This is a genomic window from Collinsella sp. AF02-46-1, assembly GCF_003465825.1.
Lineage (GTDB): Bacteria > Actinomycetota > Coriobacteriia > Coriobacteriales > Coriobacteriaceae > Collinsella.
Genome location: NZ_QSBV01000008.1, coordinates 1 through 16,055, shown reverse-complemented (window position 1 = coordinate 16,055; position 16,055 = coordinate 1). Strand labels below are relative to the sequence as shown.

The 16,055-nt window shown below is 59.4% G+C and carries 13 protein-coding genes and 1 riboswitch; of the genes, 7 read left to right on the top strand and 6 right to left on the bottom strand.

The features are described from left to right. Window positions 1–258: 258 nt before the first annotated feature. Entirely contained in the window at window positions 259–1,977 is a 1,719-nt protein-coding gene (locus DWV20_RS04490; RefSeq protein WP_118256467.1) for a hypothetical protein, read from the top strand. A 207-nt stretch (window positions 1,978–2,184) separates the two neighbouring features. Continuing rightward, window positions 2,185–2,850, top strand: a complete 666-nt coding sequence (locus DWV20_RS04485) for an alpha/beta hydrolase (protein ID WP_117636878.1) — start codon at window positions 2,185–2,187, stop codon at window positions 2,848–2,850. A gap of 63 nt (window positions 2,851–2,913) precedes the next feature. On the opposite strand, the gene DWV20_RS04480 is transcribed toward DWV20_RS04485, so the two are convergent. The 4 genes from DWV20_RS04480 to DWV20_RS04465 all read right to left on the bottom strand — a co-directional run bounded on the left by DWV20_RS04480 (window position 2,914) and on the right by DWV20_RS04465 (window position 7,476). Then, entirely contained in the window at window positions 2,914–4,248 is a 1,335-nt protein-coding gene (locus tag DWV20_RS04480) for a uracil-xanthine permease family protein (RefSeq protein ID WP_117636879.1), read from the bottom strand. Between the two features lie 123 nt (window positions 4,249–4,371). Beyond that, on the bottom strand, window positions 4,372–5,505 hold the full coding sequence (locus DWV20_RS04475) for a 5-methyltetrahydropteroyltriglutamate--homocysteine S-methyltransferase (RefSeq protein ID WP_233503103.1): 1,134 nt from the start codon (window positions 5,503–5,505) through the stop codon (window positions 4,372–4,374). Window positions 5,506–5,660: 155 nt separating this feature from the next. Then, window positions 5,661–6,557, bottom strand: coding sequence for a LysR family transcriptional regulator (locus DWV20_RS04470; protein WP_117636881.1), 897 nt, complete (start codon window positions 6,555–6,557; stop codon window positions 5,661–5,663). A gap of 10 nt (window positions 6,558–6,567) precedes the next feature. Then, the gene (locus DWV20_RS04465; protein ID WP_117636882.1) at window positions 6,568–7,476 is read right to left on the bottom strand and encodes an HAD-IIB family hydrolase; all 909 of its coding nucleotides are present in this window, start codon (window positions 7,474–7,476) and stop codon (window positions 6,568–6,570) included. Window positions 7,477–7,537: 61 nt separating this feature from the next. Further along, window positions 7,538–7,648, top strand: a riboswitch (TPP riboswitch). A gap of 51 nt (window positions 7,649–7,699) precedes the next feature. Here DWV20_RS04465 and thiM point away from each other — a divergent pair. The 3 genes from thiM to DWV20_RS04450 are packed head-to-tail and all read left to right on the top strand — an operon-like array spanning window position 7,700 to window position 9,576. Then, window positions 7,700–8,539, top strand: coding sequence for a hydroxyethylthiazole kinase (gene thiM / locus DWV20_RS04460; RefSeq protein WP_117636883.1), 840 nt, complete (start codon window positions 7,700–7,702; stop codon window positions 8,537–8,539). Between the two features lie 3 nt (window positions 8,540–8,542). Beyond that, a complete protein-coding gene (locus tag DWV20_RS04455) occupies window positions 8,543–8,884 on the top strand; it encodes a thiamine-binding protein (RefSeq protein ID WP_233503104.1) in 342 nt (113 codons plus the stop codon). After that, the gene (locus tag DWV20_RS04450) at window positions 8,881–9,576 is read left to right on the top strand and encodes a thiamine phosphate synthase (RefSeq protein WP_118256466.1); all 696 of its coding nucleotides are present in this window, start codon (window positions 8,881–8,883) and stop codon (window positions 9,574–9,576) included. Before DWV20_RS04455 ends, DWV20_RS04450 begins: the two co-directional genes overlap by 4 nt. A gap of 112 nt (window positions 9,577–9,688) precedes the next feature. Here the strand turns inward: DWV20_RS04450 and DWV20_RS04445 are convergent, their stop codons facing one another. Next, a complete protein-coding gene (locus tag DWV20_RS04445) occupies window positions 9,689–10,558 on the bottom strand; it encodes a patatin family protein (protein WP_118256465.1) in 870 nt (289 codons plus the stop codon). A 329-nt stretch (window positions 10,559–10,887) separates the two neighbouring features. On the opposite strand from DWV20_RS04445, the gene DWV20_RS04440 reads away from it, so the two are divergent. Both DWV20_RS04440 and DWV20_RS04435 read left to right on the top strand, forming a co-directional pair. Next, window positions 10,888–13,605, top strand: a complete 2,718-nt coding sequence (locus DWV20_RS04440; RefSeq protein ID WP_118256464.1) for an EAL domain-containing protein — start codon at window positions 10,888–10,890, stop codon at window positions 13,603–13,605. 126 nt (window positions 13,606–13,731) lie between these two features. Beyond that, window positions 13,732–15,264: a diguanylate cyclase domain-containing protein gene (locus DWV20_RS04435; RefSeq protein WP_117636887.1), complete on the top strand. Its 1,533-nt coding sequence runs from the start codon at window positions 13,732–13,734 to the stop codon at window positions 15,262–15,264. Window positions 15,265–15,548: 284 nt separating this feature from the next. Here DWV20_RS04435 and DWV20_RS04430 read toward each other — a convergent pair whose 3' ends face one another. Further along, entirely contained in the window at window positions 15,549–15,869 is a 321-nt protein-coding gene (locus DWV20_RS04430; RefSeq protein WP_117635527.1) for a DUF3784 domain-containing protein, read from the bottom strand. Window positions 15,870–16,055 lie beyond the last annotated feature (186 nt).

The window sequence follows — 16,055 nt, the reverse complement described above, 5'->3', positions numbered from 1 at the left end:
CAGGACGGGTGGATCGCAGCCCTTGCCTTCCCCGTCTACTTCTTCGTAGCGTAAGGGCAAGGCTGCAAAAGCTGAACAATAAAGCGCGGAGTCGCCATGCGGCCCCGCGCTTTTCTTTTAGCGTCGGTCCCTGCGCCGGCGTGCGGCCTATTTCTCCCCCATTTTGGCCATTTTGCCCTCCAAACGGCACTACCGCCGGCAACATCCAGCAGATACGCTGAACCTAGCCGTATAGGCCCTATGAGAACGGGAGCAACCATGGCAGCCTTGTTCACGACCCCCAAACGCAATGACACTACCGCCGGAACCCATGTTGCCGAACCCGACGTTCGCCGTCGCATAGGACTCGCGCACGGCAGCTGGCGCCGCGTGACGCGCCGCATCGTCGTAGGCGCCGTGTGCGCGCTCACGGTGAGCTCGCTGCTCATGCCGAGCGTCTCGCTCGCGGCGGAATGGGTCAAGGTCGGCGAAACCAAATACAACGCCGGCACTGCGGCGGGCGACGAGACCGGCACCTGGTCGTGGGACGGCGCCGACGACTTGAAGCTCAACAACTATAACGGCGGCGAGATCCAGGCCGCAGGCAAGCTCAACGTGAATTACTCGGGAAACAACATCGTCACTGCCGACTGGATCGAAGGCATCAAGGCTTCTCATGGCAAGAATGAGAACGCCGAGCTCAATATCCAAGGCGACGCGGGCAGCACGCTCAGCGTGACATCTACTGAGGACGCTATCCTCTCCACGGGTAATATCAACATCGACGGAGCCGGATCCGTCAACGCCACGAGCGCTGGGTTTGATGCCATCGACGCCGAGGGCGATCTCGCTATCAAAGGTTCGGGCAACGTCAACGCCACGGGCGTATCGGATGGCATCAGGGCAAACGGCAATATCACGATTGACGACAGCGGGGCCGTCACCGCCAGGGCTACCAAGGACAAGGGTATCGGAACCGACAAGAACCTCACCATCAAGGGTGGCGGCACAGTCGAGGCAAGCTCCGAGAAAGACGCTGCCGTCGAGGCCAAGGGCAGCCTCGCAGCCACAAACGCCTCCCTCAACGCAAACGGTGTTGAATATGGCGTCTATGCCCACAAGGGCATCACCCTCGATCATGCAAACGTGACGGTCCGTGCAGGTAAAGGCAGATACGGTGGCGCCATCGCCCTCTTCACCTACCAGGACGACATCGTCGTCAAGAACGGCTCCACCGTGGACGCGTTTGCGGGAGGCGAGGTTTCGGCTGCATTCTCCACCAGAAACGATCGACCCAACGAGGAGGGTGGTCACATCTACATCAGCGACTCCGTTGTCAAGGCCATAGCCCGCTATGTCGAGAACGGCGACGGCCCCATCCCCTACAGCGAAAACCAAGATGGTGAGACGAGCCCCGAGCCCCAAGGCGAGAACATCGGCATCATCGCCCAGACCAGCGAGGGCGTCACACCCGCAGTCATCTCGATCATCCGCAGCAAGGTAACGGCCGAAGGAGATACAGCGGCAATCTTTGCCCGTGCCATGAGCGCTGACGGCAAGACAATCGGCACCATCAAGATTGAGAACGCCGCCATCCAGACGCCCGAAGGCGGCAAGGTCATTGACTATCGCAAGCTCCGTGACGGCATCTACGAGGCAGGCCAAGCCATCGGCACGAGCGACGCTGTGATCGACTCCCCCTATAACGAAGCTGTCGCCAAGAGCATGGTCATCGCACCTCCCGAGGTAGCCAAGCCGGAAGACCCCAAGCGCGACGAGACCAAGCCCGCAGAAAGCAAGCCCGCGGAGTCCAAGCAGAACCCCAAGCCTGAGGGCTCAAAGCCGACCAAGGCCGTTGCGGCTTCAACCACGAAAGCCAAGACTACCGGCGTGCTCGCGGCAACCGGCGACACCTCGGGTGCGGCCATCGTGGCAACCGTCCTTGCGGGAACAGCCGCTATCGCCGCGGGCGCCGTGGCGAGCCGCAAGCGCTCATAGACGCTTTTGATGCACGGGACGGCACCCATGAAAGCGCCTAGCCCGAGCACCGTTTAGCAACGCCACCGCCGAGCCCCCTCCGGCGGTGGCGTTTTCCATATGCGTCCGCAGGGTATGCACGAGATTGTCTTTGGTCTAGCCCAACCTGCATGAGCCGGCGTGCGACAATGGGGGCCGTCGATATCACAACACCGAGAGAAGCCCGTCATGGAAGCGCATCAAAAGCAGATAACCGTTTATTCGAATCATACGGAAAGCGCGCCTGTCATCTACCTTCCTGTGGTCGTGGGCGACGGCAGCGAGGTTTATAAGTGTTGCCGAGAGCTCGACTGTCCGCCATTCGCCCTCGTCACCATTGGCGGGCTCGATTGGAATCGCGAGCTGAGCCCCTGGGCATGCGACGGAACCGTGCGCGATGCCGAGCCTTTCGGCGGCCAAGCTGCCGGTTTTCTTGATGAGCTGCTGAATCAGATAATCCCCCAGGTCGAGTCGTCGCTTCCTCAGCCGCCCACCTGGCACGGCGTTGCTGGCTACTCGCTGGCAGGCCTCTTTTCGCTTTGGGCTCTCTGGCAAACCGACGCCTTTGACCGCGCCGCGAGCGCATCGGGGTCGCTATGGTTTCCCGACTTTGTCGATCGCGCCAGCACGGCGCCATTTGCCGGCAGCCCGCAAGCCGTCTATCTGTCACTCGGCAAAAAGGAAACCAAGACGCCCAACCGCATGATGCGGCACGTACTCGACGACACACGCGCGATGGAAGCGTTGCTCGTCGAGCGCGACATTCCAACAACGCTGGAGCTCAACCCCGGCAATCACTTTGCCCAAACCGACTTGCGCATGGCCCGCGGCATCCACTGGATACTCACGCACTAAAAATGGCTCCCACGCGTAGCTGCACGCATGGGAGCCATTTTTTAGATTTATCGATAGCCGGCCTTACTCGGCGGCCTCCTCGAGTTCAGAGACGTCGAACTCAAAGTCGTTGCCCGGTAGGATGGCATTGAGCACAATGCCCACCAGCGAACCCACGGCAAGGCCCGAGAGCGAAATGGTCACGCCGCCCAGCTCCAGCACGATGGCACCGGCGGTACTGTAGGCAATGCCGAGCGAAAGCACGAGCACCAGAGCCGCCACCAGCACGTTGCGGTTGTTCTGGAAATCAACCTGATTCTCGATGAGGTTACGGACGCCCACGGCGCTGATCATGCCGTAGAGCACGAGCGACACGCCGCCGATTACACACGCTGGCATGGCGGCGATCACGGCAGCAAACTTGGGGCAGAACGAAAGCACGATGGCGCAGCAGGCGGCAATGCGAATCACGCGCGGGTCGAACACGCGCGTCAGGGCGAGCACGCCGGTGTTCTCGCCATACGTGGTGTTGGCCGGAGCGCCAAAGAGCGACGCCAGAATCGTGGCGAGACCATCGCCGAGCAGCGTGCGATGCAGGCCGGGATCGGCGATGTAGTTACGCTCGCAAGTGGAGCCGATAGCCGAGATATCACCGATATGCTCGATCATGGTCGCAAAGGCCAGCGGCATGATGGTGATGATGGCCGTCGTGGCAAGACCGCTATCGAACTGCGGCCCAAAGAGCGCAAACACGGTGTTATCCCACACGACGGGCAAGCCAACCCAGGGAGCGGCTGCGACGCCCGAGAAATCAACCTCGCCGAGCGCAGTCGCAACGGCATAGCTCACCACAACGCCCAGCAAAATCGGCACGATCTTGATCATGCCGCGGCCCCAGATGTTGCAGATGACGATCACGGCCACAGCGATAACGGCGACAAGCCAGTTGGTCTGGCAGTTGGCAATGGCAGAGCTCGCCAGGATCAGGCCGATGGAAATGACGATGGGACCGGTCACCACCGGCGGAAAGAAGCGCATGACACGCTTGGCGCCAAATGCGCGGAAGAGTGCCGCAAGTACCGGATAGAGTAGACCGGCGCAGGCAACGCCCAGGCAGGCGTAGGGCAAAAGCTCGGCCTCGCCGTTGGGTGCAATGGCGGCATAACCCGCGATAAAAGCAAACGACGAGCCCAGAAACGCGGGCACCTTACCGCGCGATAGAAAATGAAACAGCAGCGTGCCGATGCCGGCGAACAGAAGCGTCGCCGAAACGGAAAGGCCGGTGAGCACAGGCACGAGCACCGTGGCACCGAACATCGCGAATAGATGCTGCAGACCGAGTAGGAACATGCGCGGGCGACCGAGCGACGACGCATCGTAGATGGCATCGGCGACGGCGGGCGTCGAGGATTGGGACATGGAAGTCCTTTCATGATGGAAGGGCGATCAGGCATATCGGATAACCTGCCCGAACGATACGATCCGAACCATTGTACGTGATATGCCATGTCTCGCACGCGCCGTCACCTGCAAACGGTAGCGTTACTTCCAAACGCGCTCGGAAATGCGCTTGACCAGCGCGATCTTTGCCCACTGTTCGTCCTCGGTCAGTTTGTTGCCAATCTCACAGCTGGCAAAGCCGCACTGGGGCGACAGGTACAGGTTCACGAGCGGCACATACTTTGCGGCCTCGTGAATACGTTCGACGATGGCATCCTCGTCCTCGAGCTCAGCGGCCTTGGTGGTCACCAGGCCCAGCACGACCTTCTTGCCGGGAGCAACATACTTGAGCGGCTCAAAGCCACCGGCGCGCGGCGTATCGAACTCAAGGTAGAACGCGTCGACATCCTCGTGCGCAAACAGGTACGGTGCAATGGGATCGTAACCACCCTCGAAGGCATACGTGGAGTGATAGTTGCCGCGGCACACGTGCGTGTTGATGACCAGATCGTCGGGCTTGCCCTCGATGGCGGCGTTGTTGAGCGCCACGCCCAGCTCGCTTACCTTTTGCAGGTCGACCGGGCTCATGCCGGTCTTTGCCACGAAATCGGTGTCGCAGTAGATACCCCAAGTACAGTCATCAAACTGGATATTGCGGCAGCCTGCTGCGTACAGGTCGGCAATCACGGTGCGGTATGCTGCCGCGATGGCATCGGCGAGCTCTTCGTCGGTCTTGTAGACGGCGCGCAGACTCTCCTGCTGGCCATCGCAACGGTCGAGCGTGACTTCGGAGAACGTCTGGATCGGTGCCGGAATGGTTTGCCGTGCGACCTGGCCCTCCCCCTCAAGCGCCTTGACGAACTTAAAATGCTCGACGAACGGATGATTCTTGCCGCCAATGGGACCGGTTACCACGGCGGTGTCGGCGGTAGTCTCCTCATCGTGGAACATATAGCCTGTACGCGAGGTGCGGCGCTCAATGCCGTTAAGGCCCCACATAAAATCGAGGTGCCAGTAGCTGCGGCGAAACTCGCCATCGGTGATGACCTGCAGGCCGGCGGCCTTTTGCTTTGCCACCAAATCGCGGATGGCATCGTCCTCGACGGCCTTAAGCCCCTCGGCATCAAGCGTGCCTGCCGCATAGGCAGCACGAGCGTCCTTTACGGCCTGCGGACGAAGAAAGCTGCCGACGATATCAGCGCGAAACGGCGCGTTCGGTTGAATCGAAGTGCTCATAGATATCTCCCTTTGCATTGGTTGCTTTACTGGGACAGAGTATGAGCGCTCATATGGACATCGTAAAATATATGTTTATAACAGTTTGATATAGATGCTTCCTATATCAGTTTGGACTGCCATAAAGAGATTTGACCCGCGCAGAACGCAGCAGTCTAGATGTGCTGACGAATCGCGTCGATATAGGCCTGCCCATAGCGCGTGAGCGTCGTGTTCTTGCGCGTGATAATGCCGATCTCCATGTATTCGTCCACATCGAGCGGAATCGAGATAATACCGGGGCCATTGAGCTCGTGGCTAATCACGCCCGAACACACCGTGTAGCCGTTAAGGCCCATAGCTAGGTTGAACAGCGTCGCACGGTCGCGCACGCGGATATTCTTGCGACGCTCAAAGGTCGAGGTCAGCTCCTCAGAATAATAAAACGAGTTATAGCTGCCCTGCTCATAGGACAGGAACGGGTAGTCTTCCAGATCCTCTAGCGTCACGCTGGAGCGGTCCGCCAACGGATGGTCGGCGCAGACGAAGACATGCGGCGTGGCGCAGAAGAGCCCTTCGAACACGAGCTCGTTGGCCACCAGCATGCGCTCGATGACCTCGCGGTTGTGCTCGGACAGATATAGGATGCCCAGCTCGCTTTTCATGTGCGCGACGTCCTCGATAATCTCGTGGGTTTGCTCCTCGCGCAGGGTAAAGTCGTAGCGCGCGGCATCGAACTCGCGGATCACGTCGACAAACGCGTTGACGGCAAAGGAATAATGCTGGCAGCTCACACTAAAGTGCGGCACCTGCTCGGACGCGCCCTTGTACTTGCCTTCGAGCAGATCCGCCTGGTCGAGCACCTGGCGCGCGTAGCCCAAGAAGGTCTCGCCCTCCTCGGACACAATGACACCCTTGTTGGTGCGCTCAAAGATGTGCACACCCATCTCGTTTTCGAGATCGCGGATCGACGCGGTAATCGAAGGCTGCGACACAAAGAGCCGGCGCGAGGCCTCGGTGATGCTGCCACATTCGGCAACTTTGACGACATACCTGAGCTGTTGAAGCTTCATAGCCTTCTCCCTAGACGTTCGTGACGTCGAAACCCGTCGTGCTCATCTGACGCATAAACGACGGCATCTCCCCCGTCGCGGCGCAGGCGGCAATCTGATGCAGCGCTGCGGCAACCGCATCGTCTGCCGCAGCGCCGATATGCCAGCGTGCGGCAGCCGTGACGGCCTCGTTGGCATTGGCGACCGCAACGGAGTTGGGAACGGCATCGATCATGGGCAGGTCGTTATCGGAATCGCCAAATACGGCCACCTCGTCGGGCGTTAGGCCCAAAGCGCGCGCCAGCTCCAGCGCAGCGCAGCCCTTGTCCCAACCAGCCGGAAGGATGTCGAACAGGCGCACACGGTTGTTGGGAAACACAAGCGAGAGCTCCGGCACCTCGGCGGCAACGCGCTCGCGTAGCTCCGCGAGCTCCTCACGCGAACGGGCGCTCCAGATATTCGCCTTGAACACCGGCGCATCATCGACGACAGGGCGGCACGGGGCCTCTTCGCCCTTGAGCCACGCATTGCCGCCCGATTCCATAGCGCGACGCACACGCTCGGCATCACGTGTCACGCAATAGGCATCGTTATCCCAAAAGTCATCACCTAAGCTGTAGACCTTCAGATAGGTATCGTCGGTTTCTTCTTCCAGATAGGCGGCTAAACGCATTAGTGCGTCGCTATCGGTCGCACGCGAGGCGACCGCCTCGCCGTCGACAAACATGACCTGGCCGTTACAGAATGCGCCGGTCGAATAGCACTCGGAACGATTTTTAAACATCCAGCCCATCGCAGACGGCTGACGACCCGAAACCGGACCAAAGTGCAGACCCGCCGCCTGCATGGCATGAATGCCCTCGATGGCATAGTCGCTGGCGCCGTCATGCCCGGCCGGAATCAGCGTATCGTCCATATCGGTCAGCACAAGTTTGATCATAGGGTCCCCCAGTCGTTTTCATCGTAACCATTGTACCGATGCGCTAGTATAGGGAACAACAGATTCGATGCGGGAGTGCCGGCGGTGCAAACCACAAGGCTGAGAGGGCATGGGGCCCAATCCTTTGAACCTGTCAGTTAATGCTGGCGTAGGGAGCATGCCGCCTTTTTAGGGGCGCTGTCTATGCACAGCGCCCCTTTTCTATGCCAAGGAGGCATGTGCAGTGATCGATTCGGAACAGCTTAAGCAAAACGTGATCAAGGCCGTGGAGGAGATTCACGCCACCAATCCGATGGCAGGCTCCATCACCAACACGGTGACGATTGACTTTGTCGCCAACGCACAGCTCGCCGTGGGCGGATCGGCCGCCATGGTCTATCTGCCCGACGAGGGCGAGGCACTCGTTGCCGGCGGCGGCGCCATCTATCTCAATATGGGTACGCTCTTCCCCATCTACGAGCAGACGATTCCCCGCGCGGCCAAGGCGGCACACGACGCCGGCAAGCCCTGGGTGCTCGATCCGGTTGGCCTGGGCATCGGTAGCCTGCGCACCCAGTTGGTAAACGAACTCAAGCAGTACAAGCCCGCCATCGTGCGCGGCAACGCCTCCGAGATCATCGCGCTCGCCGGCCTGTGGGGTCTTGAGGGTGAGGCGGCCGATCTGAGCCGCGTGCGCGGTGTCGATACCACCGACACGGTAGACGCTGCCCGCGATGCCGCCGTGGCGCTCGCCCGCTACACCGGCGGCGCCGTTGTGGTCTCGGGCGAAGTCGACCTGATTACCGACGGCACAACCGTGGCCAAGTCCCACGGCGGCAGCCCGCTCATGTCCAAGATCACCGGTTGCGGCTGCTCGCAGGGCGGCGTGCTGGCCGTGTATGCCTGCGCCGCCGATCCGTTTACGGCAGCCGTCTGCGGTGCCGCCGTCTACAACGTTGCCGGCACGCGTGCCGCCGCCGTCGCCGATGCCCCGGCAAGCTTTAAGGTCGCCTTTATCGACGAGCTCTACCGCGCGACCGCCCAGGACATTGCCGATAACCGACTCGAGCTCGAGGAGGCATAAGCCATGTCCGAGCCCGCAACCGATGCCGGCATGAACACACTCGTCGCCGTGGCCATCGCCCCATGCGGTACCGGCGATGAGCTGTCCGCCGAGGTCGCCGAGGTCGTGCGTGTCATTCGCGAGAGCGGCCTTCCCAACCGCACCACCTCGATGTTCACCGAGATCGAGGGCGACTGGGACGAGGTCATGCAGGTCGTGCGCGACGCGACCTTTGTGTTGGCGAGCAAGGGCATCCGCACCGAAGTCGTGCTCAAAGCCGATATTCGACCCGGATTTACCGACACCATGACCGGCAAACTCGAGCGCATGGAAGCACAGATCAAAAAGCAGGAGGAAGCACGATGAGCATCCGCGACAACCTTGATATCTCGGCCTATCTGGTACTCGGCCCCGAAAACACGCTCGGGCGCCCCGTGGGCGATGTGGTGGCCCAGGCACTCGATGCCGGCTTTACCTGCATCCAGGTGCGCTCCAAGGTGGCAAGCGCCCGCGAGATCATCGCGCTGACCGGCGGCGCCGCGCAGGCAATCGCACAGGCTGGCAAGACCGGTCAGGTCGCTTTGCTGATCGACGACCGCCTGGACTGCGTACTCGCCGCGCGCGAGCAGGGCATTGCTGTCGACGGCGTGCACGTGGGCCAGAGCGATATTCCCGTCGAGGTCTGCCGCAAACTTTTGGGCCCCGATGCCATCGTGGGCCTTTCGGCCCGTTGCGAGGAGATGCTCGAGTACGTCAAGACCGCCGACATGAGTTTGGTCGACTACCTTGGCATCGGCCCGCTCCACGAGACCGAGACCAAGCGCGACTGCGGACGCGCGGCCGATGGCTCTATCATCACCAAAAGCTTTGAGGACCTGGCCGCACTCCACGCGGCAAGCCCCGTGCCCATCGTGGTGGGCGGCGGCGTCAAGACGGCCGACCTGCCGCAGCTTAAGGCCACCGGCGTCGACGGCTTCTTTGTGGTGAGCGCCGTCTGCAGCGCCGATGATCCCTACGCCGCGGCCAAGGAGCTCGTCGACACCTGGCAGCAGGCATAGGCCTATGCCGAGCAGCTGCTCCGCAGCCTCATACCTTCGACAGCGGAAAGCGCATCCCAGTTTGGACGTCCATTCTGGGATGCGCTTTCCGCCGAGATGGCGGCAGCAGCCTCTACCCTGCCAGATATGCCTCCAGTGCCGGCAAGGTCGCCTCCGCATCGCGACGGCCGATCTGATAGATGCGTTCGAGTTCCTCGGGCTCGCGGCACAGCGACGGCACCTTCACCGATTCGCTCGGCCGCACCACAAAGATCTCGCCAGCGGCCTCGCGACGCGCCAGGTCGTCGAGCGTGGCGTTATATACCTCGTGCCGGTGCTCAAGCGCCGCAACAAACTCCGGATAGTGACGATACACGCGACGCAGCATAGGCATCACGCTATTGGGCTGCTTTACAAAGCCCGCCGGCTGCGTCAGCACCACCACGTTGCGGTCATAGCCCTGCGCAAACAGCCATGCGCTGGGAATGGAATCGGCAACGCCGCCATCCAGGTACTTGTGCCCCTCAATGGCAACGGGTCGTGTTGCCACGGGAATCGCCGACGACGCCCGGATCCACTCGATATCATGCTCATCACCGTAAGGCAGGTCATGGTAGACGGCCCGCCCCGTCTTAAGATCGGTGCACACGCAGGTAAACCGCATGGGGCAGGCACGATAAGCCTCCAGGTCGATGGGATCGCGATCGATGGGAACCTCGTGATAGGCAAACTCGGCATTGAACATGTCGCCGGTTCGCAGCCAGCTCGTCACGCTCGCATAGCGCTTGTCGGCGCAATAGGCCTTGTTGTAGCGAATGGCACGGCCGATCTGGCGCGATTTAAAGTTGTAGCCAAACGCCGCGCCCGCCGAGACGCCCACCATATGGTCACAGGTCAGGCCGCACTCCATCCATACGTCGAGCACGCCCGCCGTATACATACCGCGGTAGCCGCCTCCCTCGAGCGCAAGCCCCACCGTGGGCGTCGTATCTGGCTGTGCCATGCGACCATCTCCGTTCCTGCGTTTTAAAACGAAACAAGTATACCCGTCAACATATATCGCCTCAGTCGCATTTTCATCGAACATCGTCGCGTTACCGTTTGGCGAATAATGGCGAATAATGGCCGCCCGCAACATGGGCACCCCTACATAATTCCATACACTTGTTTATACTACTCAGTAGTTATCAGCAACGAACGTCAGCCGACAAATAAACCCAACGACGCAGCAAGGCGGGGGCTTGGAAACACGCAAGGCGTTGAGCAGCAACGCATGTGCACAACGAGCTCGCCCGACGCAATCCGCCCCGACCTCAGAAAGCCGCTTACAGTATGGATAACGCCAGCAATAATACCGAAACGCTCGAAAAGACCATCCGTGACCTTCTGGAGCGTCAGGACGATCTGATCAGGACCGCCTTTACCGACGAGCTCACCGGACTTGGCAACCGCGGCGGCTTTACCCGTTCCTTAGAGGAACTCTGGGAGCAGGAACTGCCCGTGACCATGGCGTTTATCGACATCGATAACCTTAAGCACTGCAACGACATCTTTGGACATGACGAGGGCAACCGCTATATCTTGCAGGTGAGCCTCTATCTCAAACTGTATATGAAGGTGGACGAGGCGGCATTTCGTCTGGGGGGCGACGAGTTCGCCATCCTATCTACGATTGCGACCGAGGACGACCTTGCCGAACGTCTGGAACACTGCCGAACGGTACTGCTCGAAAACAACGCTTCCAAGATGCCTCACTCGTTTAGCTACGGAGTGGCACACGCCGACCCCGCCCTGGGCGAAGCCCCCAATCGCTTGACGAACGATGCCGATCATCGCATGTACGACTACAAGCTACGTCATGCCGTGCACCTTGATCGACGCAATATCGCACAAGCCCACACCGACGACTTCGAAATAAGCGATCGCATTTTCGACGCCCTTTCGATGCTCAACGAAGGCCGATATTTCTTTATCGAGAACTTGGACAAACATCGAACCCTTTGGTCACAAGGCGCCTTGCGCGATCTTGGTCTTCCTTCGGAGCATATAGACAACTGCCACGATTACTGGAAAACGCGTGTCCATCCCGATGACCTTGAGGCCTATACCAACGACATCGACCAAATCTATGACGGCTCCAAACATCGCCACGTCATGCAGTACCGCGTGCGCAACGCCGCCGGCGACTACATCCTCGGCCGTGCTCGCGGGTTTCGTATCGACGGCGACGGAAATGTCCCCTCGCTCTATGTCGGCGAGCTCGTCAACCACTCGCTTGCCGAGACCGTCGACGCCGCCACGGGCCTCGGAACGCAGCGCACGCTGATCAACGCTATCGATGCCTGCCGTCGCGACCGTTGCAAGACGGGGCTTATAGCAGTGCGCGTTCGCGGCACGGCAAAGCTCAACGAGCTCTACGGGGCCGAGGCCGTCGACAACATGCTCGCCGAATACGCAGGCCGCATGCTGTCGATTACTCGCGGCAGGAGTCGCGTCTTCCGCTCACGCAACGCCCAGTTCGTCGTGCTTAGCAACAATTTGGATCACGAAGCATTCGAGCAACTGATCCAACATCTCAAAGAGGCCGTTTTCGCTCCCGTTCGAATCGCGGACGACACCATTACCCCCGTCTGTCTTGTCGTTCCGGCCTTTTACGAGCACCTGACCAATCAAACGGCCGCCGTTTTAGGCGAACTCGACCGTCGCATTCGCACGGCCGGCGGGCTTGTTCCCAACGACAGCCTCCCCATACCCGAGGTGGAGCGCAAAAGCGCCATCGCCGAACGCATCGATCCGCTCACGGGTCTCTATCGACCCAGCGTGTTTATGCGCCGCGCCAACGAATTTCTCGAGACAAGGCGCAACGGCGCCTGGTGTATCGCCACCGTCGATATGGGACACATGCGACTGTTCAACGAATGGCACGGACAGGCCGAGGGCGACCGCATGCTCGCCGATGTGGGCACGGTCCTCAAGGACATCGAGAATGCCAACATGGGCGTCGCAGGGTACTGGGGCCAAGACGACTTTTGCATACTCATCCCCTTTGAACACGACACCGTCCATCAGATCTATAGCCGCGTTCGCCAGGCCGTGGCCAAGTATGATGACGGCGTGGGATTCTGGCCGTCCATGGGCGTCTACCCCATCGACTCCAACGAGAAAATCACCATCGATGCGCAGGCCAAGGCCATGTTTACCAATCGGCGCGCAAAAAACGACTTTAAGGAGCGCATTGCCATTTTCCGCCCCGAGGAGTACGAGCGCGAAATCGCGTTCCACCGCACGCTGACCGAATTCCAGTACGCGCTCTCCAACGGCCGTATTACCTACTACCTGCAGCCCCAGGTCGACATGGAAACCGGCGAGATCATTGGCGCCGAAGCGCTCACGCGCTGGATCGACAAGGATGGCTCCCTCATTTCGCCCGCCACCTTTATCCCCGCTCTCGAAGAAAGCGGTTTTGTGGTGACGCTCGACAAATACGTTTGGCAGGGCGTTGCCTTGTGGCTGCGCGAGCGCATCAATCGGGGGCTTCGCGTGGTTCCGATCTCGCTTAATGTGTCGCGCGTGGATATCCTCGCCTGCAACGTTGCCGAGCATATGGGAGCGCTCGCCGCCCAATACAACCTGCCGCCCGAGCTCATGCGCATCGAGATCACCGAGACAGCTTATACGGGAGAGTCCGAGGCCGTGGATAAACTAACGGCCGACCTGCACACCCGCGGCTTCTCGACCTATATGGACGATTTTGGCACCGGCCAGTCCACGCTCGCGATGCTCAAGAACGTCAACGTCGACGTCATCAAGCTCGATCGCACGTTTGTGCCCGATAACGGCGATGAGGGCCGCAGCGTGCAAATCATCTCATCAATGCTCGAGATGGCGCAGTCACTCCATCTGCCCGTTGTGATCGAAGGCGTCGAGACGGACAAGCAGGCAAACATGCTGCGCCACATGGGCGCCCGCTACGCTCAGGGATTCCTCTACTACCGCCCCATGCAGGCGGAGGATTTTGAGGCATTGCTCGATGGTGGCAACGACAACTAATACGCTCGCACGCAAAACGCCACCGTCGAGGGGAGCGTTTGTTCCCATGAGCTAACTAATACTCCAATCTAAACCGAATTGGGAGTAAGATACAAACCATTGTTCCATCCAAGGAGGCAATCCATCATGAACGAGTCGTATCGCCTGGGCGAGCAATCAATCATCGCTCATCTTCAGCGACTTGCGAACGGGGCCTCAACCACCGAGCTCGATGTTGCCGCGCTGCCCCCGGAGCTGCGTGCCATCGGTGAGCAACTGCAGAAAACGCTCGCCATCCTGCAACAAGAACGTGAGTTGCTTGAGCACGGCGCCTATATCGACTCGCTCACCAATCTTGGCAACCGTGGCGGACTCGACCGCCATGTCGATCAGCTCTGGCGCAAAGGCACCCCCTTCACCTGTGCCTATATTGACATCGATCGCCTCAAGCATTGCAACGATAAGTTTGGCCACGCCGAGGGCAATCGCTACATTCTGAGCATCTGCCGCGCACTCACCGAGACAATGGAGCACGATGAGTTGCTGTTCCGTATCGGTGGAGACGAATTTGTACTTATATCCCCCACGACAAACGAAGCCGAGCTCGAGCAGCGCCTAGAGTGGACGCGTGCCAATCTTATCGAGGCAACATCGGACGGCAAGGCGCCCATGATCGCCAGCTTTAGCTTTGGCTGCTCGCGCGTCGACCCGCTTGCAGGCGATACGCGTCGCCAGATGACAAAGGACGCCGACCGCAAAATGTATCGCTACAAGCTCATGTACCGTGTGCAACAACCGGAAGAAGGCGATGCGCTGCAACGCCCGATCACCGAACAACCCCCCCCCTGCAACGACCGAGTGTTTCAAGCGATCTCCATGAGCTCCGAAACACGCTATCCGTTCATCATTAACCTCGACACCGGCGAATCGCAATGGTCGGTTAATGCCGTGCGCGATTTTGACCTACCCTCCCAGCATCCCTACAACTCGCTCGATATATGGCTTGCCCGTGTTCACCCCGAGGACCGCGACAACGTACGTGCCGAGCTCGATATGGTGGTAAACGGCACGTGGCACTTCCACTGCATGCAGTATCGCGTCATGAATACCGCCGGAAAATACGCGCTTTGCGACTGCACGGGTTACCGCCTGGACGGCACCGATACCGAGCCCAACATGTATGTGGGCATTGTCACCAACCGAAGCTTGGCAGATACGACCGATTCCGTGACCGGTCTGGGCGATATCCACGCCCTGGTCAACGCCATTGGCGAGATGCGTCGCGTGGCACGAAACGCGGGCTTGATCGCCATTAAAATCGACGAAATCGCACAGGTCAATGCCCGCTTTGGCTTTGATGCAGGCGACCGCGTTTTGGCAGAAAGCGCCGCCTGCCTCATGGATTGCTCGCGCGGCAAGGGTCGTCTGTTCCGCTCGACCGGACCGATGTTCGTGGCGCTCTTCGACGACTTTGATCCCGAAGAGACCGACGCGGTTGCAGACGAAATCGAACGGTTCTTGGGATCGCCCGTGCTCCTTGGCTCATTTGAATATCAGCCGCCCCTTCGTGTGGCGACGCTTCATCTGGACGCCGTCGACCGACAGCCCGTTTCCATTTTGAACGAACTTAATGCGCTGATTAAAGAGGCGCCGCAGGTACCGGGCACCAAGCTGGACTAGCGTTATGGGGCGCATGATGGTTAATTTCCGATCTCAACCGAACACATTGGGCAAATAGGTCGTACCCGCAGTTAGCCGAACGTCCCCTCAGTCCCTCCCGGGGCCCGGGGGCACCGTTTCGATACTCTTGGTTTACTTTGCCTGATGCAAATAAGTGCTCAACAAGATAGAACCTATCCCCCGCCACGGATATGCCCTCGAGTAAATCTGTTAAGCCAAGCCTATCAAATTCTATTGACAATTGGCTGCATTGGTCCATTTTGTCGTCCAGCCACTTCCGCTGGCTATCGCCTCATAAACACAAACCTAACGAGCCGCACGAACGACAAAGAGGCCAAGCTGAACAGAAGTAGAACCAAAACTTCAAAAACGCTGGTATTCCAATCGCGTACCCAGCCCTCTACCGCCCACAAGAAAAACAGCAGCCCCATCCATAACGTCACAGAAGAAATCAGCTTTGCGTAAGGGCGTATATCAATCTCGCTCTCCCTTTTTGTGACATCATATCCAGCAATTGAGCAGAGCCATCTTCCTCTTCGGTATTGGATTGAAAGGACAATCAAGGCAATCGAAGTCATCAAGCAAACAGCATCCTCTGTTTCCATAGAGTTTCCTTTGCTTTCCATCCTAGTTACGCATTCACAATCGAATCAAACCAAGTATGAATTACTCGATAGCAACCGCCTTAGTATAAACCATAGCCGCCGCAGCAGCCCGCCTTCCAAGGCCTCAAAGCTCGCCATCGAGGGCGACCTTGATTATCGACTTTATCCGAACACCTCCCACATTCA

Excerpts from the sequence above, each read along its gene's own strand:
- DWV20_RS04475 (WP_233503103.1), bottom strand. The coding sequence starts at position 5,505 with ATGAGCACTTCGATTCAACCGAACGCGCCGTTTCGCGCTGATATCGTC.
- DWV20_RS04445 (WP_118256465.1), bottom strand. The coding sequence starts at position 10,558 with ATGGCACAGCCAGATACGACGCCCACGGTGGGGCTTGCGCTCGAGGGA.
- DWV20_RS04480 (WP_117636879.1), bottom strand. The coding sequence starts at position 4,248 with ATGTCCCAATCCTCGACGCCCGCCGTCGCCGATGCCATCTACGATGCG.
- DWV20_RS04455 (WP_233503104.1), top strand. The coding sequence starts at position 8,543 with ATGTCCGAGCCCGCAACCGATGCCGGCATGAACACACTCGTCGCCGTG.
- DWV20_RS04465 (WP_117636882.1), bottom strand. The coding sequence starts at position 7,476 with ATGATCAAACTTGTGCTGACCGATATGGACGATACGCTGATTCCGGCC.
- DWV20_RS04440 (WP_118256464.1), top strand. The coding sequence starts at position 10,888 with ATGGATAACGCCAGCAATAATACCGAAACGCTCGAAAAGACCATCCGT.
- DWV20_RS04490 (WP_118256467.1), top strand. The coding sequence starts at position 259 with ATGGCAGCCTTGTTCACGACCCCCAAACGCAATGACACTACCGCCGGA.
- DWV20_RS04430 (WP_117635527.1), bottom strand. The coding sequence starts at position 15,869 with ATGGAAACAGAGGATGCTGTTTGCTTGATGACTTCGATTGCCTTGATT.
- DWV20_RS04470 (WP_117636881.1), bottom strand. The coding sequence starts at position 6,557 with ATGAAGCTTCAACAGCTCAGGTATGTCGTCAAAGTTGCCGAATGTGGC.
- DWV20_RS04485 (WP_117636878.1), top strand. The coding sequence starts at position 2,185 with ATGGAAGCGCATCAAAAGCAGATAACCGTTTATTCGAATCATACGGAA.
- DWV20_RS04435 (WP_117636887.1), top strand. The coding sequence starts at position 13,732 with ATGAACGAGTCGTATCGCCTGGGCGAGCAATCAATCATCGCTCATCTT.
- DWV20_RS04450 (WP_118256466.1), top strand. The coding sequence starts at position 8,881 with ATGAGCATCCGCGACAACCTTGATATCTCGGCCTATCTGGTACTCGGC.